Here is a 23,585-nt window from a genome sequence, read left to right on the forward strand (position 1 = left end):
CGCACTGCAGATCGACTGCTTACACTGGTGCCATGCGCGCAATCTGCCGCCATCCACACGCCTTTTTAGGACCCTTCAGCACATGGACTATCGCCACGCCGCCGCCACTGACGCTCTCAAAACCGACTGCCGGGTGCTCCCCTTGCCCGAGGGCGAAGCGGCCTCGGCCGCGCTCGCCGAGCTGCCGGAAAGCGTGCGCACGCCCGTTGAGCAGGCGCGCAAACGCGGCGACTTCAGCGGCAAGCTGGGCAGCACCCTGCTGCTGATCCCGACAGACGGCGGCGACCTGGCCGCACGCCTCCTACTGGTCGGCACCGGCAAGGACGCGCTGAATGACAAGGCCTTGAAAAAAGTGCTGGGCGCGGTCTTCAGCGGCCTGAAGCTCACCGCCGCGGCCGATGCCGTGCTCGATCTGCGCCACCTGCCCGGCGCCCATTCGGCCCGGCAACTCGCCGAGCGCGTGGTGCGCCTCGGTGAGGAGGCGCTTTACCGCATGGACCGCTGCAAGGGCGAGGCGGCGCAGGCCAAAATCATCCCCGCCACGCTGGCCAAACTGACGCTGAGCGGCGCGCCAGAAGATGCCGCCGCCATTGAGCAGGGCATTGCCCAAGGCTGCGCCACGGCAGCGGGCATCACGCTCGCCAAAGACCTGTCCAACCTGCCGGGCAACATTTGCACGCCGACTTACCTTGCCTCGGTGGCGCAGCAGCTCGCCGCCGAGTTGCCCATCGTCACGCGCATCCTTGAGCAATCCGACATGGAAGCGCTGGGCATGGGCGCACTGCTGTCGGTGGCCAAGGGCTCACGCCAGCCGCCCAAGTTCATCATCATGGAATACCGCAACGGACCGGAGGGTGCCAAGCCCGTCGTGCTGGTCGGCAAGGGCCTGACCTTTGATGCCGGCGGGATCTCCATCAAACCGTCAGCGAAAATGGACGAGATGAAATTCGACATGTGTGGCGGTGCCACCGTGTTTGGCGCCATGAAGGCCGCAGCGTTGCTCAAGCTGCCGATCAACCTGGTGGCGCTGATCCCGTCGTCCGAAAATCTGCCGGACGGGGCTGCCAACAAACCCGGTGACATTGTCACCTCCATGGCCGGCATCACCATCGAAGTGCTCAACACCGACGCCGAAGGACGTCTGATTCTCTGCGACGCGCTGACCTATGCCGAGAAATTTCACGACCCCGAGGTGTGCATCGACTTCGCCACCCTGACCGGTGCCTGCGTCGTGGCGCTCGGCCATCCTGCCAGCGGCCTGTTCAGCAATGACGACATGCTGGCCGACAGCCTGCTCAAGGCGGGCACCGACACCGCCGACCGCGCCTGGCGTCTGCCCATGTGGGAGGAATATGACGACCAGTTGTTCAGCGACTTCGCCGACATTCCCAACATTGCCACCCGGGGTGCAGGCGAAGCGGGTGCCATCATCGGCGCGGTGTTTCTGCAGCGTTTTGCCAAGAACATGCGTTGGGCACACATGGACATCGCCGCCTCGTCGTGGGTCGGCAAAAGGGCCACCGGGCGGCCCGTGGCCCTGGTCACCCAGTTTCTGGTCGATCAGGCTGCAAAATGACGCGGGTCGATTTCTACATTCTCGGCGCCACCGTGACCGACCCGGTCTCCACCGTCTGCAAACTCTGCGACAAGGCCGCCGCGCAAGGCCACAAAATCTATGTGCGGGCCGCGCCCGACCGTCAGGCCGCGCTGGACGGCGCGCTGTGGAGCACGCGCCAAGGGAGTTTCGTCGCCCACGAGAACTGGACCGGGCAAGCCATCGACGCCCCGCAGCCCGCCGTCTTGCTGGGTGACATCGAGCCCCCAGACACCCACCTCGATGTGCTGGTCAACCTAGGCGATGACATTCCAGCCTGGTTCGGTCGCTTTGAGCGCGTCCTCGAAATCGTGTCGGGTAACGAGGCCGAACGCGCCGTCAGTCGGGCGCGCTTCAAGACCTATCGCGACAAGGGTTTCCCACTGCAGACCCACGACCTTGGCACCTGACTGACAAGTCCTTAGCCTCAACGTAAAACGGGTGCTGGCGGCTGCCAGCACCCGTTTGGTCGCCGCGTTACATCGGGTCAGGCTTTGCGCAGCAAGCGGTAGAGCACCAGCAGCAACACGGCGCCGCCGGTGGCGACCAGCACGCCTTGCAGAGTGAAGCCGTTGAAGCTGGCAATGCCGAGTTGCGTGCCCACCCAGCCGCCGACGAACGCGCCCCCGATGCCCAGCAGGATGGTGATGATGAACCCGCCCGGGTCGCGACCCGGCATCAGCACCTTGGCCAGCAAGCCCGCAATCAGCCCCAACACGATCCACGACAGAATGCCCATGGGTGTTCTCCTTAGCCTTTTTTGGTCACCGGTTTGGTGACCGACGGCACATTAGCCGAATCCCGTGAATCGTCGCTGATCGCGACGCTCGGTTACTTTACGAAAATGTCCTTACGCAAGAGTCTTCGCATGCGCGCCTCGTTGACCCTGATGCCCGCCTTGATGGCGGCCCTGCTGGCAAGCGGCTGCGCCAGCCGCGACGCGCGCCCCGAGGGCCCCAGCGAGCAGGGCATTGCCTCGTACTACAGCGACCGTTACCACGGCCGCAAAACCGCAAGCGGCGAGACCCTGGACCAACAGGCGCTCACCGCTGCGCACCGCAGCCTGCCCTTTGGCACCCGCGTGCATGTCGAACACCTCGAAAACGGCCGCACGGTGACCGTGCGCATCAACGACCGCGGGCCGTTTGTCAAAGGCCGGGTGATCGACCTGTCGCGGCGCGGTGCCGAGGCGCTCGACATGATTGACAGCGGTCTTGCTCCGGTGCGGGTCTCACCGCTGGATTAGAGACGCGACGGGCGCGGTTACGACGTCGACGCGCTGGCCAGCGCCTTGACAACCACCGCGAGCTCGACATGGTCGAGTGCTTCATCCAGTGCCATGGGGCCCAGCGCCGGCCGGGCCGGATCGTTCAGATAGTGCGTCAAATGGCCAGCCATCACATGGCCGAGCCTCGCCGCCTTGCCAATCCAGGCCTCGCCCGCAGGCACATCCACGCCAACGCCCAAACCCGCGATCCGGCAGCGCCCGAGCCAGAGCATCGCCTCGGGGCAATGCCCACGCGCCGACATTTCAAGCCACGGCTGCGCTTCGGGGAACAGGTCCTGCTCCATGAACAGCAATGCCAATTCACATTGCGCCTGCGGCTCGCCCCGGTCGACCGCCATGATCAGCTCGTGATCGTCCGCCTCGATAACCACGCTGAGCAGCGGCAGAACATCATCCAGTGAAACACGCGTGCCCCCCCCCCCCCCCGCATTGCGTCCGCCACGCGCACGCAGCCCTTTCAGCGCAATGCGGCGCCACAAGGTGCGCTTGCTCAAGCCGGTCAGCAGCGCAGCCGTGGAGAGGGAGATGTAGCGCATCAATCGGAGCCTGAAATCGGATTGGGCGTGAACGGGCAACGACACCCATCAACGGTCGCCACATATAGCACGGCGCGGCAACGCGCCACCGGCCATCGGGCGGGTGAGCCCAGGTTGATGCCATGGGCAACAGCCCGGCGCCACGAATCAAACCGCCTCTTGGTCCGTGCGTCATGCCGGACCTGAACCGGCATCCATGACCGGGTGATGCCGCGCCTCACGAGCGCGCCGCCGATTGCGGGTATGGCATTCGTGTTCTGGATACCGGCGTGCGCCGGTATGACAGCTTGGGCTGCGCATGCGGCACCGGCTGGAATCATGCCGACCCGGTCAAGCGAAAAAGGCCCTTTTGGCGGCCCGCCGCTGTCTCGCGTGTCTCAACTGACCGGGACAAACCCGCCGCGATCAAGACAAACCCGAATTGACGATGACAAACGTCGCGCTTCTTCGCTCATCATGCAGTTAAAACTTTGGCATCACCCATGCGTTAACCATTCCAGATGCCGGGATCGCCCTTGCATCCACCAACCCATCTGGAGACTTCACCATGCAGAACGTACAAAAGGGTTTCACCCTCATCGAACTGATGATTGTGGTGGCCATCATCGGCATTTTGGCGGCGATTGCCATTCCGGCTTATCAGGATTACATCGCTCGGTCACAGGTGTCTGAAGGCGTTGTAACCGCCGGCGCGATACGGACAGGCATTGAGGACTTTGCTCAAGCTCAGGGAGCTTTCCCTGACACAGGGGTTTACGACGCTGCAGACCCAGGCAAGTACTTCGCGACCGCAGTGCATGACGAATCTGGCGTTATCACCTTCACGATGGCCGCTGTCGCACCGACGTCCGCTGCGGTGCGCAGTGCTGCATTCACATTTACCCCGTCCTGCAACGCCGACGGCGACACCATCACGGGTTGGGTCTGCGCGGCGGTTGACGAAGAGGACACAAAATATCTCCCGTCTGGATGTCAGGGCACTGTCGTCGCTTGTGGCGCAATCGCTGACGGTGGTGACGGCACGTAAGGGAGTAAGTTGATAGAGCGGTTTGACTACAGACTTTTGCATCTGCCGCAACCCAAAGCCCGCCCTCACCGGCGGGCTTTTTTCTTGGCGGGTACATTGGCGAACGCCTCGCGGCACGCTCGCCCACTGCGACGGGGCAGTGGGCAACCCTCAACCTGGCCGGGCGAAAACGGCTCACCCCTCCGGAGATTTGCGGTGCCCCACTTGAAGGCCTGCCGTTGAAACGCACCGCCCTGTTCGTGCTGATCAGCAGCGCGCTGGGGTATGCCGCCGTGTGTGCGTTGTTGTTTGTGGCCCAGTCGTCGTTGATTTACCACCCGCGCGCCGCGACAGCGGGCGCCAACACCGCCATGACCCTGCCGGTGGACGGCGCGACGCTGCGCGTCAGCCATCGCCCGAAACCGGGGAACCGGGCGCTGATTTACCTGGGTGGCAATGCCGAGGATGTTTCGGCCAGTCTGGCCGGATTTTCGCGGGCGTTCCCCGATCATGCGCTGTACCTGATGCATTACCGGGGCTATGGCGGCAGCACCGGTCAGCCGTCTGAAGCGGCGCTGTTTGCCGATGCGCTGGCGCTTTACGACCGGGTGAAAACCACGCACACGCACATCACCGTGGTGGGTCGCAGTCTGGGCAGTGGTGTGGCCGTGTATCTGGCCAGCCAGCGCCCGGTCAGCCGACTGACGCTGATCACGCCTTACGACAGCATCGCCAATGTGGCAGCGCAGCGGCTGCGAATCATTCCGGTGCAGTGGCTCATGTTCGACAAATATGAGTCGTGGCGTTACGCCCCAAACGTGACGGCAGCCACACGCGTTTTGCTGGCCGAGGCCGACGAAGTCATCCCGCGCGTGCGCAGTGACGCGCTGATGCGGTACTTCCAGCCTGGTGTCGCAACCCTATACGTCATTCCAGGCACTGGTCACAACTCCATCAGCCAGCATCCCGATTATTTGACCTTGCTGCGGTCAGACCCATAAAGAAGCCTGCACAACGTCGCGGCGAACGGGGACGAACGCGTAAACTTCGCGACCTCCTTTCACCTGCGCGTACCTGCCGGTTCGCGTTGAAAACCCGGTCGCCATGGACAAGACGTTCGAACCCGCCGCAGTAGAAGCCCGTTGGCGCCAGAGCTGGGAGGCCGATGGCTGTTTTGCCGCAGGCCAGCACGCGCCGGGCGATGGCGCGCCTTACAGCATCATGATTCCGCCGCCCAACGTCACCGGCACGCTGCATATGGGTCACGCCTTCCAGCACACCATCATGGATGCGCTGATTCGTCACGCCCGCATGAGCGGCAAAGACACGCTGTGGCAGCCCGGCACCGACCACGCGGGTATCGCCACGCAGATGGTGGTGGAGCGCAACCTCAAACAGGCCGGTGAACCGTCGCGCGCTGAACTGGGCCGGAAGCAATTTCTTGACAAGGTCTGGGAATGGAAGAAGTACTCGGCCGGCACCATCAGCGAACAGATTCGCCGCATGGGCTCGTCGGTGGACTGGTCGAGAGACATTTTCACGATGGGCAACCCTGAAAAACCGCGCGACCGATATCCAGAGGCGGTCATCGAGCACTTCGTCAAGCTGCATGAAGACGGACTGATCTATCGCGGCAAGCGGCTGGTCAACTGGGACCCGGTACTGCAAACCGCCATCTCGGACCTTGAAGTGGTGCAGGAAGACGAGAAGGGCCATCTATGGCACTTCCGCTACCCGCTGGCCGACGGCAGCGGGCATCTGGTGGTGGCTACCACCCGCCCCGAAACCATGCTCGGCGACACCGCCGTGGCGGTGCATCCCGAGGATGAGCGTTTCAAACACCTGATCGGCAAGACCATTCGTCTGCCGTTGGTGGACCGCGAGATTCCCATCATTGGCGACGATTACGTTGATCCTGAGTTTGGCTCCGGCTGCGTGAAAATCACGCCGGCGCACGATTTCAACGACTGGCAAGTTGGATTGCGGCATGGTTTAAGAGCCATCAACCTCTTTACGAAATCAGCCCATCTCAAGCGATCACAATTTGATGATATTGACTGGGGACAACGTGCAGAAGATCCACCAGGAGTTGTTCACACAGGACTTCAGTCAAAGCCTTACCCACCTGACCATCAGCATATCCCTGAGCAATACAGAGGGTTAGATCGCTTCGAGGCACGCGTGAGGATCGTCGCCGACATCGACGCCCTTGGCTTACTGGAGAAGGTCGAGGACCACACCCTTAAAGTGCCGCGTGGCGACCGCAGTGGCGCCGTGCTGGAGCCCTACCTCACCGACCAGTGGTTTGTGGACCTCACCCGCAAAACGCTGGAAGACGGACGCCCCGGCGGCTGGGCCCAGATCACCCAACCTGCACTGGACGCGGTCGCATCCGGCCGTATCCAGTTCGTGCCCGACAACTGGAAGACCACCTACAACCACTGGCTCAATAACATCCAGGACTGGTGCATCAGTCGTCAGTTGTGGTGGGGTCACCGCATTCCCGCCTGGTACGACGCGGCAGGCAGGGTCTACGTCGGCCGCAGTGAAGCCGAGGTCCGTGCCAAACACGCGCTGGGGAACATCCCGCTGACCCAAGACGACGACGTCTTCGACACCTGGTTCTCGTCCGACATCTGGCCCTTCGCCACACTGGGCTGGCCAGAGAAAACCCCTGAGCTGAGCAAGTACTACCCGAGCGCGGTCCTGGTGACCGGCTTCGACATTATCTTCTTCTGGGTCGCCCGCATGGTGATGATGGGCCAGTATTTCCAGCAGGAGGTGCCGTTCCGCGAGGTGTACATCACCGGGCTGGTGCGCGACCCCGAAGGCAACAAGATGTCCAAGTCCAAGGGCAATGTGCTGGACCCGCTGGACGTGGTGGACGGCATCACGCTCGATGATTTGGTCGCCAAGCGCACCACGGGCCTGATGCAGCCTGAAATGGCCGCCAAGATCGAAAAGAAATCCCGCAAGGATTACCCCGACGGCATCGCCGCCGTGGGCGTCGACGCGCTGCGCTTCACGTTCGCCGCGCTCGCCACCCAGGGCCGGGACATCCGCTTCGACGCGAGTCGCGCCGAGGGCTATCGCAACTTCTGCAACAAGATCTGGAACGCCGCGCGCTTTGTGCTGATGCAGTGTGAAGACCAAGACTGCGGTCTGCTTTCATCCCCTCTCCCGCAAGCGGGAGAGGGCCAGGGAGAGGGCGTCGGCGCAGCCGACGGAAGCCTTTTGCGCGATGCGCAGCCCTCTCTCGCTCAAGCGAAAGAAGGGCATTACAGCCTCACCGCCGCCGACCGCTGGATCATTTCGCAGCTCCAGCGTGTGGAGCTTGAGGCCGCCGAGCACTTCAAGAACTACCGCTTCGACCTGCTGGCCACGGCGCTCTACCAGTTCATCTGGAACGAGTACTGCGACTGGTATCTGGAGCTCTCGAAACCGGCGCTGCAAACCGGCACGCCCGAGCAGCAGCGCGGCACGCGGCGCACCCTGGTGCGGGTGCTGGAAACCGCGCTGCGCCTGCTGCACCCGATCATGCCGTTCCTCACCGAAGAGGTCTGGCAAAAGCTGGCGCCGCTCGCCGGCAAGACCGGCGCCACGATCATGCACCAGCCCTACCCGGTCGCCGACACCGCCAGGATCGATACGGCCGCCGAAGCCGACATCGACTGGCTGAAAACGGTGATTCTGGGCATTCGCCAGATTCGCGGCGAGATGGACCTATCGCCCGGAAAACCCCTGCCGCTGCTGATCCAGAACGCCAGCGACACCGACCGTGCCCGACTGGCACGTCTGGAGGGTTCGATTCGCTTCCTTGCGCGAATCGAGTCGGTCGAGATGGTCGGCGATGACGCCCCCGAATCGGCCGTGGCGCTGTGCGGCACGATGAAACTGCTGGTGCCCATGGCCGGGCTCATCGACAAGGAAGCCGAGCTGACCCGGCTGGACAAGGCCCTTGCCAAACTCAACGGTGATCGCGAAAAAACCGCTGCGCGCGTCGGGAATCCCAACTTCGGCAAAGCGCCCGAACATGTGCAGCAGCTGGCCCGCGACCTGCTGGCCAAACAGGATGCCGATCTGGCACAACTGGCGGCCCAACGTCGCCAAATCGAGGCCATGTAATGCCGCTGCTGATGCTGTTCGTGTTCGTCGCCACCGAAATCTGGCTGTTGGTGGAACTGGTGAACCGCTTTGGTGCCGGGCCCATCTTCGGGTGGATTTTTCTCACCGGTCTGTTGGGTGTGTGGACCATCAAACACACCGGTCTGAATGCGCTGCGCAAGGTGCAGATCGCGGCAGCGCAGGGCGAGCTGCCCCAGGCATCGCCCCTCGCCGACCTGATGAAGCTGGTCGGCGGATTGATGTTTCTGCTGCCCGGTGTCATTTCCGATGTCATCGGCGCAACGCTGGTGTTGGGTGGCAGTCTTCGAGAACGGCTCGCCGGGCGGCTACAGAGCGGCATCGCCAAGGCTCGACCGGATTTGCGGCGACCTGTCATTCTTGAAGGCGAGTACAAAGCGCAAAATGATGATTAAGCAGTGGTGCGGATGAGGTTTCGCATCATCGCCGTCGAGCCCAAAACCAAAGTCTCTACAATGAAAAATTGGCACGCGTATGTTTTTGCTGCACTCATTTCGTCACTGCCGTTGACCGCCCACGCCAAGGCCAAACCGGGCGAACTGGAAATTCTCGGTTACATCGAAAAGGTCCGTTTCGACAATCCCGATATTGAACTCAAGGCCAAGCTCGACACCGGCGCCACCACCTCATCCCTGAACGCGATCAACAAAGAGCCGTTCGAGAAAGATGGCGAAGAGTGGATTCGCTTCGACATCATCGACCCGGAAGACGAAGACAACCTGATCGGCTTTGAGGCGCCGGTGGTGCGAACGGTGCGCATTCGCCGCCATGATGCCGCGCCGCACGTCCGCCCGGTCGTCGAGTTGGGCATGTGTGTTGGACACGTGTACCAAGTGGCACAATTCAGCCTCACGGACCGAACCGATTTCAACTACCAAGTCTTGGTCGGCCGTAACTTTCTTAAAGGACACATCGTCGTGGATTCCGGCAGCCGTTACGAAACCAAACCCGAATGCAAACCGGCCAAGGGCGATAAAGGCTGATGAAATGGCATGTCCTGGTACTGGCGGCGATGCTGATGCTCACCGCCCTTGGAATCGCTGGCTACAAATGGCAAGTACTGGGATATCCCGTCAAGCCTGATGCGTCGATTGACACTTGGCTGGTCGAAGCCAAGCTGAGCTTCGAAGCCATCGGTGGTGCCACGCGCGCTGCCTTGAACGTGCCCGTCGACCCACCCGGCTATACCGTGCTGGACGAAAACTTCATCTCGCGCGGCTACGGCCTGTCGACAGAATCGGCCGGCACCTCACGCCGCGCCGTCTGGACCACCCGTCGCACCGCCGGCAGCCAAGCCCTCTATTACCGTGCCCGCGTCGTGCGCAGCACCGAGCCGCGCCCGCCTGAGGGCTTGCCAGCGCTGGCGAAGGTCCCCGAGTACGAAGAGCCGTTTGGGGCCGCGGTGCTGGCCGTACTCGACGACGTGCGTGCCCGCAGCGCCGACATTTTTTCGTTCGCGACGGCTCTGGTGATGGAGCTCAACGCCACCCAGCCCAGCCCCAACGTCACGCTGCTGATCGACGGCGCCAACACGGCGGAAGAGAAAGCGGCGCTGGCGGTGCAGATGCTGGCCAGTGCACGCATCCCGGCGCGCAAGGTCTATGGGTTGCCGCTGGTCGATGGCGCGCGCGACATCCAGCCGCGCACCTGGCTGCAGGTCAACAACGGCGAACGCTGGCAGACGCTGGACCCGTTGACCGGCGCCATCGGTCTGCCCGACGACGTGCTGTTGTGGTGGCAAGGTGAGGCGCCGCTGTTTGAGGTCACCCGGTCGCGCAATGCGGTCGCGCAATTCTCTGCGATCAAGAGCGTCGAGCCGGCACTGAGCACGGCTGCATCACGCTCGCGCGCCGAGCAGGCGTCGCTGTCCAAGGTGTCGCTGCTGGACCTGCCGGTGCAAACCCAGAACCTTTACCGGGTTCTGTTGCTGATTCCACTGGGCGCGCTGCTGATCGTGATGCTGCGCAACATCATTGGTGTGCAGACCTTCGGTACGTTCATGCCGGTGCTCATCGCCCTGTCGTTTCGCGAAACCCAATTGGTCGGCGGCGTGGTGCTGTTCACCCTGATCGTCGCGCTGGGGCTGACCATCCGCTTTTATCTGGAACGGCTGAAGCTGCTGCTGGTGCCACGCCTTGCGGCCGTGGTCATCACCGTGATTCTGCTGATGGCCTTGGTCACCATCGCTTCGCATCGCATGAATCTTGAAATTGGCCTGTCGGTGGCGCTGTTCCCGATGGTGATTCTGGCCATGACCATTGAGCGCATGTCCATCGTCTGGGAAGAACTCGGTGCGGGTGACGCCATTCGCCAGGGCATTGGCAGCCTGATCGTCGCGGCCGCGTGTTACCTGTTGATGTTCCACCCGCAGGTCGAACATCTGGTGTTCGTGTTCCCTGAACTGCTGTTACTGGTGTTGGGCATCACGCTGTTGGTGGGCCGCTACACCGGCTACCGGCTCACCGAGTTGCGTCGCTTCCGGGACCTGGCCAAATAAATGTACTTCGCATGGCCAGGCAAGCTGAAGCGGCTGGGCGTGGTCGGCCTGAACCAACGCAACGGCGATTACATTTCGCAGCTCAATCGGCGTAGCGACTATCCCAAGGTCGACAACAAGCTCATCACCAAGCAGCTTGCCGTGGACGCCGGCATCGCCGTCCCCGAGCTTTACGGCGTGGTCGAAACCAATCATGACGCGCAGCGCCTGGCCAGCCTGCTCGCGCCCTATCAGGACTTCGTCATCAAGCCCGCCCATGGCTCCGGCGGCGAAGGTATTGTCGTAATCGATGGCCGGCAGGGTCGACTGTTCCGCAAGGCCAGCGGCCAATTGGTCACGCTGGAGTCGCTGGAGCACCACGTCGGCAACATTCTCAGTGGCATGTACAGCCTCGGTGGCCAGCCCGACCACGCGATGATCGAATATCGCGTGCGCTTTGATCCGCTGTTCAAGGACATCACCTACCAGGGTGTGCCCGACATCCGCACCATCGTCTTCAAGGGCTATCCGGTGATGGCCATGGTGCGGCTGCCCACCCGCAGCTCTGATGGCAAGGCCAACCTGCATCAGGGTGCGGTCGGCGCGGGCATCAACATCGCAACCGGCGTGACCCACCACGGCGTCTTCAACAGCATGAAGATTGACCATCATCCCGATACCGGCCATGCCATTGGCGGCCACGCGATTCCACAATGGGACGTGCTGCTGCGGCTGGCAGCCGGCTGCTTTGAGCTGACCGGGCTCGGGTACCTTGGCGTTGACGTGGTGCTGGATGCCGACAAGGGCCCGCTGATTCTCGAACTCAACGCCCGCCCTGGTTTGGCCATCCAAATTGCCAATGGCACCGGTCTGGCGCCTTACCTGCGCAAGATCGAACGCGATGGCAATCCGAAAGCGTCGGTGGAAGACCGCGTCAGCTACGTCGAGCGCACCCTGGCCGACACGCCGGCTGATTGAACGACAGCGGTAACGTCAGACGCTCCGGCATTGATTAAAGTGGGTCACCACCAACGCGACGTCCTTCGCCAACCGCCGGAGTCACCCGCCCCATGAGCAACACCAAAGCCCTTTCGCCCGGCATTTCGGACTCCCGCGACTGCCCGGCCTGTCCCGGCAAGCCGGTGCTGCAGCGCCTCGCCACCCGCGACGCCGTGCTCGGCGCTGGCCTGACCATCCGCCGCGCCCTGCCGAACCCCGAGCGCCGCATGATTGGCGCGTGGTGCTTTCTCGACCACGCCGGGCCAATGGCTTACGGCCATGGCCAGGGCATCAAAGTGGGGCCCCATCCGCACATCGGCCTGCAGACCTTTTCGTGGATGATCGACGGCGAAATCTTTCACCGCGACAGCCTCGGCACCGAACAGATCATCCGCCGTGGACAGGTCAACCTGATGACCGCCGGGCGCGGCATCGCCCACTCCGAGGATGCGGTGAATGATGATCCTGGCAACCTGCATCTGGCACAGCTGTGGATTGCCCTGCCCGACGCCGTTCGACATTGTGAACCCGCGTTCGAGCACTTCCCCGACCTGCCGCTGATCAACCGCGACGGGTTTCAACTGACGGTGCTGGCCGGCGAACTGCTGGGTCATGAAGCGCCCGGTCGCTTCCACACGCCATTGCTCGGCGTTGACCTACAGGCCGACGCAGCGGCCGCCACCCAAGTCCCCCTGCGGCCCGACTTCGAGCACGGCGTGCTGGTGCTGCGCGGCCAGGTCACGGTGGAAGGTGACGCCATTGCGCCCGGCACCCTGCTCTATCTGGGCACCGGGCGCCGCGACGTGCAGGTGTCATGCACCGAGTCCTGCCAACTGTTGTTCCTGGGCGGCGCCCCGTTTGAAGAGCGCATTCTGCTGTGGTGGAACTTCGTCGGCCGCACCCAGGCCGAGATTGAAAAAGCCACCGACGACTGGAATGCCGGGCAAGGCTTCGGCGCCGTCATCGGCAGTCCTTCTCCGCCCTTGGTCGCGCCTGACCTGACCGGCCTCCACCTCAAAACCCGGTGACCCATCAGATGAAAGCCATTGCCGCCACATCGGTCCGCGCCGCCGCTGACGCCGCGCCCTACCGTAACGAGGTCACCGCCGGTCGCCACACGCTGGTGGCCGACGAACCCGCGTCCGCAGGCGGTCAGAACGCCGGGCCCGCGCCCTACGAGTACCTCCTGGCTGGCCTCGGTGCCTGCACGGTGATGACGCTGACCATGTATGCCGAGCGCAAGGGCTGGCAGCTCGGCAACATCGATCTGGATCTGCGTCTGCTGAAAGACAAAGAGGGTGCCACCCACATTGAGCGCGACCTGCGTTGCAGTGCCGAACTCAGCCCGGAACAGTGGGCACGCCTGCTCGACATCTGCAGCAAGACCCCGGTCACCAAAACCCTGATGGCCGGTGCGACCATTCGCACCCAGCGCGTCGACTGAGCAGACACCATGGCGGCTGAAGGGTATGTGCCGGAGTTGACCAAGGCGGTGTCGCTGCTCGGCGCCGCACTGGTTGCCGTGCCGCTGTTTCGCAAACTCAAACTCGGCTCGGTGCTCGGCTACATCGTCGCCGGCGTGATCATCGGCCCCTTCGGCCTGAAGCTGTTCGTCGATCCCGACGCCATTCTTCACGTCGCCGAACTGGGCGTGGTGATGTTTCTGTTCGTCATCGGCCTGGAGATGCAGCCGTCCAAATTATGGAAGCTGCGCGGGGACATCTTCGGCCTCGGCGCCGCACAGGTCGCGGCCTGCGGTGCACTGCTGACCGGCGCCGGCGTGTTGCTGGGGCTGCCGCCGCTGGTGGCCTTCGTTGGCGGCATGGGTTTTACCCTGTCATCGACCGCGATCGTCTTCCAGATGTTGGGCGAGCGCGGCGAAACCGCCACGCCGCAGGGCCAGCGCGTGGTGTCGATTTTGCTGCTTGAAGACCTGGCCATCGTGCCGCTGCTGGCGCTGGTGGCCTTCCTGGCGCCCGGCACCGTCGAGACCACCGCTGCCGAGCGTAGCCAGGAAATCGCCCTCGCGGTGGGCGCCATCGTCGCGCTGGTGGTGATCGGCCGCTGGCTGCTGAATCCGCTGTTCAGGGTGCTGGCCGCGGCCAAGGCGCGCGAAATGATGACCGCCGCCGCGCTGCTGATCGTGCTCGGCGCGGCACTGCTGATGGAGCTGGGCGGGTTGTCGATGGCGATGGGCGCGTTTCTGGCCGGGGTGCTGCTGTCTGAATCGACCTTCCGCCACCAGCTGGAGGCCGACGTCGAGCCATTTCGCGGCATCCTGCTTGGCCTGTTCTTTCTGGCCGTTGGCATGTCGCTCAACCTGCTGCTGGTGCAGCAGGCGTGGCTGACCGTGGCGCTGTGGGTGCTGGGCTTGAGCGCCGTCAAGATGCTGGCCATTTATGTCGTTGCGCGGGGATTGCGCGCCGGGCATCACGAGGGGCTGTACCGCGCGGTGATGCTCGGTCAGGGCGGCGAGTTTGCCTTCGTGCTGTTCGCGGCGGCGGCCGGCAACGGCATCCTCGATGCCCAGACCAACGCCCTGCTCACCGCCACGGTGATTCTGTCGATGGTGCTGACGCCGCTGATGGTGCTGCTGATGGGCAGACACCTGAAGCCGCCTGCCGCCGCGCACGACCTGACCGACGTCGAGGCCGCCAACGGCCTGCACGGCCAGGTGCTGATGATCGGTTTTGGCCGTTTTGGCCAGGTTGCCAGCCAGTCGCTGCTGGCACATGGCATCAATATCGCCATCATCGAATCCAACCCCGACCGTATTCGCGATGCCGCCAACTTTGGCTTCAAGATTTATTACGGCGACGGCACCCGGCTCGACATCCTCCATGCCTCGGGCGCCGGCCACGCCGACGCGATTCTGGTTTGCACCGACGAAGCCACCACGACCCATCACATCGTGCATTTGCTGAAAGCCGAGTTTCCGCTGGTCAAGGTCATGGCGCGCGCGTACGACCGGGGACACGCACTGCAGCTCATTCAACAGGGGGTCGACTATCAGTTGCGCGAAACCGTCGAATCGGCCCACGTTTTCGGTGAAGCCGCACTGCGCGTGTTGGGCGTTGACGAAGACACCGCCCGTAGCGTCGCCGCCGACATGCGCCGCCGCGACATCGAGCGCCTTGAGCTGCAAGTGCTGGGCGATGTCTATTCCGGCAAGGACCTGCTGGCCAACAACACCCTGCCCGCCGCACCGCTGACCACGCCGCGCAGCGAGGGGCAGGTCATCGACACGGCCGAGCCGAAACCCGAGCGCTGAAGTCACGGGCTCTATACTGCCGCTCCGCCCGACCGCGAAGACATTCCGTCACCCGTGTACCTCTCGCACTTTGGCCTACAGGAGATGCCGTTCAGCATCACGCCCGACCCGGCGTACCTGTACCTGTCGCCCCGCCACCAGGAAGCCCTCGGCCATCTGCTGTACGGCACCGGGCAATACGGCGGCTTCGTGCAACTCACCGGCGAGGTCGGCACCGGCAAGACCACGGTCATTCGAGCCTTGCTGGCGCAGCCCATCGACGACGTGGATGTGGCGATGGTCCACCACCCGCGTTTGTCGGAGCGCGAATTTCTCGCCTCGGTCTGCGATGAGCTGGGCATTCCCGCCAGCACGGACGACAGCCTGCGGGCGCTGATCACGACGCTCAACCAGCACCTCCTCAAGACCCACGCGGCCGGTCGCCGCACGGTACTGATCATCGACGAGGCGCAGAACCTCGACCCGGCGCTGCTGGAACAGGTGCGCCTGCTGACCAACCTTGAAACCCACAAGGAAAAGCTGCTGCGCATCATGCTGGTGGGCCAGCCCGAGTTGAATGATCTGCTCGCCCGCGACGATCTGCGCCAGCTTGCACAGCGCATCACCGCGCGCTTTCACCTGACGCCGCTGGCCGCCAACGAAACCGCCGAGTACGTGCGGCATCGGTTGCGTGTGGCCGGTGCGCGCGGCCCCATCTTCACCCCCGAAGCCCTCACCGCCCTGCACCGTGAAAGCGGCGGCACGCCGCGGTTGATCAACGTGATTGCCGACCGCGCGCTGCTGGGCGCCTACGCCGAACACCTGCTGCAAATTGATGCCGGGCTGGTGGCCCGTGCCGCCGAAGAAGCGCTGGGACACCAGCATTGCAAGATGCCGCCGGCACCCGCCGCGCAACAAACTGAGCGTCGCGCGTGGCTGCCGTGGCTGGAACGCGCCCTGCCGGTCATCGCGCTGCTGCTGGCGTCGGTCTTGTTGCTGCGCAGTTGTGCCCCAACCCTGTTCGCACCCGTGCCGTCGCCTGAATCACAGGCCGACATCGCCGCGACCGAGGTCACTCCCCCGACACCTGTGCCCAGCCTCGAACCCGCGCCAGAGCCTGCAGGCCTGAGCGACTTCGACAGTGCCATGCGGCCGCTACCCGAGCTGCTGGGCACGCTGGTTTCACGCTGGGACGACACCCTGGTGCCGATCCGTGCCAGCACCCTGTGCCTGGATCTGCAACCCGACGGCTACGAGTGCCATCGCGACGACGGCGGCTTTGCACGGCTCACGCAACTGGGGCGCCCGGCCATCGTCGAGCTGAGCATTCTTGACCAGACCCACCACGTGCTGGTGCTGTGGCTTTCGGCCACCGAAGCCGGGCTGTTCACGCCCGACGGCCCCATCACCGTGGACCGCGAAACCCTGGAGATACTCGCGCCCGGCGATTTTCTGACCCTGTTCGCCCGCCCCACCGAGTCACGCCGGCTCGATGGCAGCACGCGCGGCGACGACCTGGTCTGGCTGCACGAACGACTGACCACCCTGCTGGGCGAAGACGCCCGCCCGCCCCCGGATCGCTTCGACGCAACGATGGTGCGCCGCGTGCGGCGCTTCCAGTCTGAGAAACAGTTGCAGGTCGACGGTGTGGTGGGCTCACAAACCCTCATGGTGCTGACCCAAGGCCTGCCCGACACCCCCAACCTGGAGCCGCCGGCCAATGTCACTGCTCCTTGATGCGCTGCGCAAGGCCGACCGCGAGCGCCGCAGCGGACAGCCGCTGAGCCCGTTCGACGAACCCCCAACGCCCGATACTTCACGCACCGACGACCGCAGCGCCGTAGCCGCACCCAATCCCGGCTCGCAACGCGCCCTGTTGGCGGTGCTGTGGGGCATTCTGATCGCGGTGCTGCTGCTGGCACTGGTGGTCTGGCAACGAGGGCCGGAAGCCTTGCCAACGACCACGGTCACGCCAACACCGGCGGCCGCGATCCCGACGCCGCGCCCCACAGCCGCTGTGGCCACCGCACGTTCAACGACACCGGACGTCTCGTCGTCATTCGAAGAGATTTATTCGCTGGACGAGTTGGCCATGCCGGCGCTGCAACCGATTGACGCCGCGCCGGCAAGCGCCGCCGCACCAACACCGGACCTGACCGTCACCGAGCCGGCGCCCACGTCATCGTCAGCATTCGTGCCGCCGCTGCCCACTCCCGACAGCAATGACACGATAAATGCTGCTCCGGACGCGTTGCCCGACGACGTGGTTCAGCAACGCGACCTGCCGGCCGCAGTGCGCGAGCGGATTCCGGCTTACGCCATCAACGTACATGTGTACAACGATGACCCGGCACGGCGATTCGTGCTCATCGGCGGCGAGCGCTACGGCGAAGGCAGCACGCTGGACGGCGGTCATCGCCTGCTGCAAATCGCCCCGCGCGGGCTGGTCATCGATGTTGACGGGCAGAAGGTGCTGATTCAGCGGCCGGGCTGAGCGACAGGCCACCGCCCGTAAACTGCATCAACTAACGGACGCTGCCCCAACAAAGGCCGCACCAAGATCGGCTTGCCCGTGATCCCGCAGTTGTCCTCCCAAAAAGGGCAACCGTGGCTGGCGCTTAGTAATCCATTGGATTACACTTTTGACCATGCACACCATCGCGGAAATGCCGGAGTTCAGGCGTAATGCGGCAGGTCTTTTGAGCGCGTCAGAAATTCAAGCGCTCATCAGTCATCTGGCAGAGCACCCCTGCGCCGGCGCGCTCATGACGGGCACAGGCGGCATTCGCAAGTTGCGCTGGGCGCGTGAGGGCATGGGCAAGAGCGGCGGCGTTCGGGTTATTTACTACTACCATGACAAGCGTATCCCTCTGTATCTACTCAGCATCTTCGGCAAAAACCAAAAGGTTAATTTGAGCAAGGCAGAGGCAATCGAGTTGTCCAAGCTGGTCAAAATTCTGGTTCAAACCACAGGGATCAAGCCATGAGCAACGCATTTGATAGCATCAAGACCGGCCTTACCCAGGCCATTGCCCACGCAGGGGGCGAAGAGGTCAAAGCCCGCATTCATTACCCCAAGGCCATAGACGTTAAAGCCATTCGGGCACAGGTTGGCATGACTCAAACGGAGTTTGCATCGTCGTTTGGCATTAGCGTCGGCACGTTGCGGCACTGGGAACGTGGTGATCGCGAGCCACATGGCCCCGCTCGGGTCTTATTGCATGTTGTGTCCAAACAGCCCAAAGCGGTGCTGTCCGCTTTAGGCGCATGAAGCCCGATGAGCGTTAGGCGCTCCAGCCGACCCACCCAAACCTAGCCCCCCTCGCGCAACGCTTCCAAGGCTTGCCGCAATCGCACCAACCCCTCAGCCATCTCGGCCTCGGTGATGGTCAGTGGCGGCGCAAATCGCAGCACCTCGGGCCCGGCCTGCAGCAGGGAGACGCCGGCTTCCAGCGCAGCGTTCACCAGTGGCCCGGCGCTCTGTCCAGGCACCAGGACCGCCCCCATCAGCAACCCCAGACCGCGTACCGACTGCCAAAGACCGAACTCGGCCTGCAGGGCTTCAAGTCCCGCAACCAGCTGCAGGTGCCGCGCGTGTACGTTGGCCTGCAGTTCGGGCTTGAGCAGTTCGTCGAGCACTGCGCCGGCCACCGCACAACCCAGCGGGTTGCCGCCATAGGTCGAGCCGTGAGTGCCGGGCTGCAGGGTTTGTGCCAGCGCCTCGGTGGTCAGCATGGCGCCAATCGGGAAGCCGCCGCCCAGGCCCTTGGCGGTGCTGAGCACGTCCGGCACCACGCCGAAATGCTGGTAGGCATACAGGTGCCCGGTGCGGCCGTTGCCAGTCTGCACTTCGTCAAAAATCAGCAGCGCATCATGCTGGGTGGTCAGCTCGCGCGCCCGCAGCAGGAAGGCTTTTTCGGACGGCATCACGCCGCTCTCGCCCTGGATGGGTTCCACCACAAAGGCGCAGACGTCCGGGCCCATCGCCGCTTCAAGGGCGGCGATATCGTTGAACGGCACATGCGTGATATTGCCGGGCAGCGGCTCGAAGGTCTGTGCGTACTTGGGCTGACCGCCGACGCTCACCGTGAACAGGGTGCGACCGTGAAAGCCGTTGATGCAGGCGACGATGCGGTTCTTGTTCGGGTCTTTGAGATTGCCCATCCGACGCGCCAGCTTGAACGCGGCCTCGTTGGCCTCGGCACCAGAATTACAGAAGAAGACGCGCTCGGCAAAGGTGTTCGCCACCAGCTTCTGCGCCAGCTTCAGCGCCGGCTCGTTGGTCAGCACGTTGGACACGTGCCACAGCTTGCCGGCCTGCTCGGTCAGCGCTGCAACCAGTGCGGGATGCGCGTGTCCCAACGTGTTGACGGCAATGCCGCCAGCGAAGTCGATGTAGTCGCGTCCAGCCTGATCAAACCAGCGCGCGCCGGCACCGCGCACCGGAATGATGGCGGAGGGGGCGTAGTTCGGGACCATGACCGAATCGAATACTGCGCGGGGGATCGACATGACGGTGCGCTCAACGGCACTGAGAAAAAGGGCCGCGCATTATTACGAGCACGCGCCAGGAAGGCGAATCCTGACGCGAATCAGCGGCTTATAACTGTACACATTGACAGCTTTCAGCAATCAGAGGACTGTACACAAGGCCAGCTATCAGGAGTCCGCCATGACCATCGTCCCCCTTACCGAACGCCAGCAAGCCATTCTCGATTTCATTCACGAACACCTGGGCGATCGCGGTGCACCGCCCACCCGCGCCGACATCATGGCGCGCTTCGGATTTCGCTCGCCGACGGCTGCCGATGACCACCTGAAAGCCCTGGCCCGCAAGGGCGCCATCGAACTGCTGCCCGGTGCGGCGCGCGGCATTCGTGTGCTGGCGGATCGTTCCGACGCGCCCACTGGCCTGCCCATCGTCGGCCGGGTCGCAGCCGGCCAGCCGATCATGTCGGATGCCGGTATCGAACGCTGGGTGCCGGTCGAGCCCGGATTTTTCTCGCCGCGCGCCCACTTTCTGCTGCGCGTTCAGGGCGAATCGATGCGTGACGCCGGCATCTACAGCGGCGACCTGCTGGCGGTGCACCGCACGCCGGTGGCCGACAGCGGCCAGATCGTCGTCGCGCGGCTGGATGACGAGATCACCGTCAAGCGCCTGCGGCTGCGCGATTCCATTGCCGAACTGCTGCCCGCCAACAGCGCCTACGCACCGATCCGCATCGACCTCAGCCGTCAGGAACTGGTGATCGAAGGCCGCGCCGTGGGCCTGATCCGCGCCGGAGACATGGCCCGCAACCTGTGAGCGCCGCACTTGCCCAGCTGTTTGACCAGGGCCGCCTGTGGCGCGGCCATGTGCCGCGCACCACCCGCACCCAGCCCACCGGTCATGCTGCGCTCGATGCCGTATTGCCCGGTGGCGGTTGGCCCTGCGGTGCCCTCAGCGAAGTGGTCCATGCCGCTCCCGGCAGCGGTGAACTGCGGCTGGTGCTGCCGCTGCTGGCACGTCTGACCCAGGCACATCGTCCCGTCGCGCTAATCGCCCCGCCGCTGCGGCCCTACGCGCCGGGCTGGGCGCAGGCCGGCGTCAATCTGTCGCAGGTCGTGGTGCTCGAAACCCCCAACGCTCAGGCCGTCGACAGCGCCTGCCAGTTGCTGCAGGCCGGTGCGGCGGCGGTCTGCCTGTGGGTGCGCAGACTCAACGAAATCGACACCCGGCGCCTGACCCTGGCGGCCGAAACGGCCCAGGCGTTCGCCCTGTGGATGCGCAGCACATCGGCACATGGCGCGCCCTCGACCGCCGCCCTGCGCGTTGCCGTCAACGGCCACCACGCCGATGTGCTCAAGGTGCGTGGCGGGCGGCCTCAAGCCGGTTGCGCGATGGGCGTCTGATCCATGCTCTGGCTGTGCCTGCAATTTCCGCAATTGCCGCTGGAAGCCATCGGCGGTCACCCTGAAAAGCACTGGGTGGCGGGGCGTCATGGCCCGCATCAGTGGGCCATCACGACGTGTGGGGTGGTGACGCCGGGCATGGCGGTGGGCGCGGCCCGCCTGCAGGCCCCCGAGACGCTGGGCGTGCCGCGCCAGGCGCAGGCCGAACAGACACTGCTCGCCAGCCGGGCGGCAATGGCCTATGGCATTGGCAGCCCGGTGGTGGCCGAAATCCTCGGCCCGGCCGAAGCCTATGCCGTGCCGCAGGCCTGTGTCTGGGTCGAAATTGGCGCCAGTCAACGTCTGTTTGGTGGTCTGGAGCCGCTTCGTGACCGGCTCTGCGAGCAGTTGATCGACGCCGAGATCACAACGCGCATCGGACTGGCACCCAGTCGCGCTGCCGCCGCGTTGCTGGCGCAGGTTGGCGACACCCACCCTTGCCTGTACCCCGATGATCTCCCGGCGCGGCTGGCCACCCTGCCGATTGCCGCACTACCGTGGCCGCTGGCGTGGCGCGAGCCGCTGCAGGGCATCGGGGTCGACACCCTGGGCGCACTGCGGCAACTGCCGCGTGAAGGCCTGCTACGCCGCCTCGGCCCCACCTGCCTGCGGGCGCTGGATCAGCTTTATGGCCGGGCACCGGAGCCGTTCCGGGCCGTCACCCCGCCCAGCCAGTTCAATGTGCGATTGGAGTTGCTGGAAGAAATTGCCCACGTCGAAACCCTGCTGTTTCCGCTACAGCGACTGCTCGGCGAGCTGGTGGGTTTTCTGGCTGCCCACGATCTGTCGCTGATCAAATTGCGGCTTGAGCTGGAGCTGGCCTGGGACCAGTGTCCGGCCGTGGACCTGCACCTGCTGGCCCCGGCGCGCACCCGCGAGCGCCTGCTGACGCCGCTGCGTGAGCGGCTGATGCAGGCCCCGCCCCCGGCCCCGGTGCGCGCGCTGCGCTTGATTGCCGTGGAATGCGGCCAGCCGCGCCCCGATCAGGCCGATGCCTTCATTGTCAGTCGCCAGGGCCAGGACTGGACCGCCACCCTGGACCGCCTGCGCGCACGACTCGGCAAGGATGCGGTGTGGACGCCGGTGGTACGCGATGACCACCGTCCGGTGCTGGCCCATGACCGCGGCGCGCCCGGCGGCGCCGATGCCGCCCCGCCGGCCGCCGAACGCCCGCTGTGGTGGCAACCCGACCCGGTGCTGTTGCCGCAATGCCCCCAGCGCAGCGGCATTGAGCGGCTCACCGGCGGCTGGTGGAGCGACACGCCGCTGGACGCCGACTACGGCTGGGCCGACATCGACGGTCGTCGGGCATGGATTCGGCGCGATCTCAGCGGCGATCCGCTGGGTGACCGCGCCTGGATTGACGGTTGGGCCGGATAAGCCGCGCCTCTTTTTAATCACACAAACAAACACCATGCACGAACACGACACCCAACCCTGGCAACACGATCACACTTTCGGCCAGGACCAGCGCCGGCCCGGCGAGTCACGCACCTTGATCGTCATCGCCATCACGGCGGCGATGATGGTCATCGAGCTGGCGGCCGGCATCGCCTTTGGCTCAATGGCGCTGCTGGCCGACGGCCTGCACATGGCCTCGCACGCCGCCGCGCTGAGCATCACCGCGTTTGCCTATGTCTACGCCCGCAAAAATGCCCGTAACAGCCGCTTCAGCTTCGGCACCGGCAAGGTCAACGCGCTGGGCGGCTTCACCGGCGCCGTGCTGCTGGCGCTGTTTGCGGTGTTCATGGCCATTGAAAGCGTCGTCCGCCTGCTCAACCCGGTCGAGATCGTTTTTAACCAGGCCATTGCCGTGGCGGTGGTCGGGCTGCTGGTCAACGGTGTCTGCGTGTTCATTCTTGGCGTCGACGATCACGGCCACGACCCTGACGAAAGCCACGGCGGTCATGACCATCACGGCCACGACCACAACCTGAAATCGGCCTACCTGCACGTGATCGCCGACGCCCTGACCTCGGTGCTCGCCATCATCGCGCTGCTCGCGGCCAAATACTTTGGACTGGTGTGGATGGACCCGGTGGTCGGCGTTGTCGGCGCGGTGCTGGTGGCGCGCTGGTCCTGGGGTCTGCTCGCGGCCAGCAGTGCCGTCTTGCTCGACCGACAGGCGCCGCAAAGCCAGCGGGAGCAGATTCGCAAAACGCTGGAAGCCCATACCGACACGCGCGTCACCGACCTGCACGTGTGGTCGATTGGCCCGGCCATTTACGCGGCAGAAATCGCTGTTGTTGCCCACCAGCCACTGTCGCCAGCCGACTACAAGACGCGGTTACCGGCGTCGCTGGGGTTGGTGCACGTGACGATCGAGGTCCATGCCTGCCCTGCCGATGAACCCGTCGTGTAG

General features: G+C 64.3%; 24 protein-coding genes. 21 read left to right on the top strand and 3 right to left on the bottom strand.

The features are described 5' to 3' along the window. The first annotated feature begins 82 nt into the window (after window positions 1-82). Both U741_RS0113110 and U741_RS0113115 read left to right on the top strand, forming a co-directional pair. Window positions 83-1,576: a leucyl aminopeptidase gene (locus tag U741_RS0113110; RefSeq protein WP_029890908.1), complete on the top strand. Its 1,494-nt coding sequence runs from the start codon at window positions 83-85 to the stop codon at window positions 1,574-1,576. Further along, window positions 1,573-2,004, top strand: a complete 432-nt coding sequence (locus U741_RS0113115) for a DNA polymerase III subunit chi (RefSeq protein WP_029890909.1) — start codon at window positions 1,573-1,575, stop codon at window positions 2,002-2,004. The genes U741_RS0113110 and U741_RS0113115 overlap by 4 nt, the downstream gene beginning before the upstream one ends. Window positions 2,005-2,081: 77 nt before the next feature. On the opposite strand, the gene U741_RS0113120 is transcribed toward U741_RS0113115, so the two are convergent. Next, on the bottom strand, window positions 2,082-2,333 hold the full coding sequence (locus U741_RS0113120; protein WP_029890910.1) for a GlsB/YeaQ/YmgE family stress response membrane protein: 252 nt from the start codon (window positions 2,331-2,333) through the stop codon (window positions 2,082-2,084). A 129-nt stretch (window positions 2,334-2,462) separates the two neighbouring features. Between U741_RS0113120 and U741_RS0113125 the strand changes: the two genes are divergently transcribed. Further along, on the top strand, window positions 2,463-2,840 hold the full coding sequence (locus tag U741_RS0113125; protein ID WP_200872724.1) for a septal ring lytic transglycosylase RlpA family protein: 378 nt from the start codon (window positions 2,463-2,465) through the stop codon (window positions 2,838-2,840). Window positions 2,841-2,857: 17 nt separating this feature from the next. Here the strand turns inward: U741_RS0113125 and U741_RS0113130 are convergent, their stop codons facing one another. Beyond that, window positions 2,858-3,418: an SEL1-like repeat protein gene (locus U741_RS0113130; RefSeq protein WP_029890912.1), complete on the bottom strand. Its 561-nt coding sequence runs from the start codon at window positions 3,416-3,418 to the stop codon at window positions 2,858-2,860. A gap of 547 nt (window positions 3,419-3,965) precedes the next feature. Between U741_RS0113130 and U741_RS17920 the strand changes: the two genes are divergently transcribed. From U741_RS17920 to U741_RS0113200, 14 genes are all read left to right on the top strand, one after another. Then, window positions 3,966-4,445, top strand: coding sequence for a pilin (locus tag U741_RS17920; protein WP_052378808.1), 480 nt, complete (start codon window positions 3,966-3,968; stop codon window positions 4,443-4,445). A gap of 218 nt (window positions 4,446-4,663) precedes the next feature. Beyond that, entirely contained in the window at window positions 4,664-5,425 is a 762-nt protein-coding gene (locus U741_RS0113140; RefSeq protein WP_029890914.1) for an alpha/beta hydrolase, read from the top strand. A gap of 103 nt (window positions 5,426-5,528) precedes the next feature. Further along, window positions 5,529-8,549 (top strand): valine--tRNA ligase, encoded by a 3,021-nt coding sequence (locus U741_RS0113145; RefSeq protein ID WP_029890915.1) that lies wholly within the window; start codon window positions 5,529-5,531, stop codon window positions 8,547-8,549. Then, complete coding sequence (locus tag U741_RS0113150) at window positions 8,549-8,962, top strand: FxsA family protein (RefSeq protein ID WP_029890916.1); 414 nt, start codon at window positions 8,549-8,551, stop codon at window positions 8,960-8,962. The genes U741_RS0113145 and U741_RS0113150 overlap by 1 nt, the downstream gene beginning before the upstream one ends. 60 nt (window positions 8,963-9,022) lie before the next feature. Continuing rightward, entirely contained in the window at window positions 9,023-9,550 is a 528-nt protein-coding gene (locus tag U741_RS0113155; protein ID WP_084155103.1) for an ATP-dependent zinc protease family protein, read from the top strand. Then, window positions 9,547-11,064, top strand: coding sequence for an inactive transglutaminase family protein (locus U741_RS0113160; protein ID WP_029890918.1), 1,518 nt, complete (start codon window positions 9,547-9,549; stop codon window positions 11,062-11,064). Before U741_RS0113155 ends, U741_RS0113160 begins: the two co-directional genes overlap by 4 nt. Further along, window positions 11,065-12,021 carry an alpha-L-glutamate ligase-like protein gene (locus tag U741_RS0113165; RefSeq protein WP_029890919.1) on the top strand — a complete coding sequence of 319 codons (957 nt, stop codon included), beginning with the start codon at window positions 11,065-11,067 and terminating at the stop codon, window positions 12,019-12,021. It begins immediately after the preceding gene. 92 nt (window positions 12,022-12,113) lie between these two features. Next, complete coding sequence (locus tag U741_RS0113170; RefSeq protein ID WP_029890920.1) at window positions 12,114-13,070, top strand: pirin family protein; 957 nt, start codon at window positions 12,114-12,116, stop codon at window positions 13,068-13,070. Between the two features lie 8 nt (window positions 13,071-13,078). Continuing rightward, window positions 13,079-13,486, top strand: coding sequence for an OsmC family protein (locus U741_RS0113175; RefSeq protein WP_029890921.1), 408 nt, complete (start codon window positions 13,079-13,081; stop codon window positions 13,484-13,486). Window positions 13,487-13,495: 9 nt separating this feature from the next. Beyond that, complete coding sequence (locus tag U741_RS0113180) at window positions 13,496-15,313, top strand: monovalent cation:proton antiporter-2 (CPA2) family protein (protein ID WP_029890922.1); 1,818 nt, start codon at window positions 13,496-13,498, stop codon at window positions 15,311-15,313. Window positions 15,314-15,397: 84 nt separating this feature from the next. Next, window positions 15,398-17,029: an ExeA family protein gene (locus tag U741_RS0113185; protein WP_052378809.1), complete on the top strand. Its 1,632-nt coding sequence runs from the start codon at window positions 15,398-15,400 to the stop codon at window positions 17,027-17,029. Beyond that, window positions 17,013-17,786 carry a general secretion pathway protein GspB gene (locus U741_RS18595; protein WP_052378810.1) on the top strand — a complete coding sequence of 258 codons (774 nt, stop codon included), beginning with the start codon at window positions 17,013-17,015 and terminating at the stop codon, window positions 17,784-17,786. The genes U741_RS0113185 and U741_RS18595 overlap by 17 nt, the downstream gene beginning before the upstream one ends. A gap of 154 nt (window positions 17,787-17,940) precedes the next feature. Continuing rightward, window positions 17,941-18,279 carry a type II toxin-antitoxin system RelE/ParE family toxin gene (locus U741_RS0113195; RefSeq protein ID WP_029890925.1) on the top strand — a complete coding sequence of 113 codons (339 nt, stop codon included), beginning with the start codon at window positions 17,941-17,943 and terminating at the stop codon, window positions 18,277-18,279. Further along, window positions 18,276-18,563, top strand: a complete 288-nt coding sequence (locus U741_RS0113200; RefSeq protein ID WP_029890926.1) for a helix-turn-helix domain-containing protein — start codon at window positions 18,276-18,278, stop codon at window positions 18,561-18,563. Before U741_RS0113195 ends, U741_RS0113200 begins: the two co-directional genes overlap by 4 nt. A gap of 41 nt (window positions 18,564-18,604) precedes the next feature. On the opposite strand, the gene U741_RS0113205 is transcribed toward U741_RS0113200, so the two are convergent. Next, a complete protein-coding gene (locus U741_RS0113205; protein WP_029890927.1) occupies window positions 18,605-19,804 on the bottom strand; it encodes an acetylornithine/succinyldiaminopimelate transaminase in 1,200 nt (399 codons plus the stop codon). Between the two features lie 160 nt (window positions 19,805-19,964). On the opposite strand from U741_RS0113205, the gene lexA reads away from it, so the two are divergent. Genes lexA through dmeF form a run of 4 tightly spaced genes read left to right on the top strand, consistent with a single transcriptional unit; the run spans window position 19,965 to window position 23,585 of the window. Further along, a complete protein-coding gene (lexA, locus tag U741_RS0113210; protein WP_029890928.1) occupies window positions 19,965-20,597 on the top strand; it encodes a transcriptional repressor LexA in 633 nt (210 codons plus the stop codon). Then, a complete protein-coding gene (gene imuA, locus U741_RS0113215) occupies window positions 20,594-21,184 on the top strand; it encodes a translesion DNA synthesis-associated protein ImuA (protein ID WP_029890929.1) in 591 nt (196 codons plus the stop codon). The genes lexA and imuA overlap by 4 nt, the downstream gene beginning before the upstream one ends. Before the next feature lie 3 nt (window positions 21,185-21,187). After that, entirely contained in the window at window positions 21,188-22,603 is a 1,416-nt protein-coding gene (locus U741_RS0113220; RefSeq protein ID WP_029890930.1) for a Y-family DNA polymerase, read from the top strand. A 34-nt stretch (window positions 22,604-22,637) separates the two neighbouring features. Then, window positions 22,638-23,585: a CDF family Co(II)/Ni(II) efflux transporter DmeF gene (gene dmeF / locus U741_RS0113225; protein WP_029890931.1), complete on the top strand. Its 948-nt coding sequence runs from the start codon at window positions 22,638-22,640 to the stop codon at window positions 23,583-23,585.

The organism is Polycyclovorans algicola TG408 (assembly GCF_000711245.1).
Taxonomy (GTDB): Bacteria; Pseudomonadota; Gammaproteobacteria; order Nevskiales; family Nevskiaceae; genus Polycyclovorans; species Polycyclovorans algicola.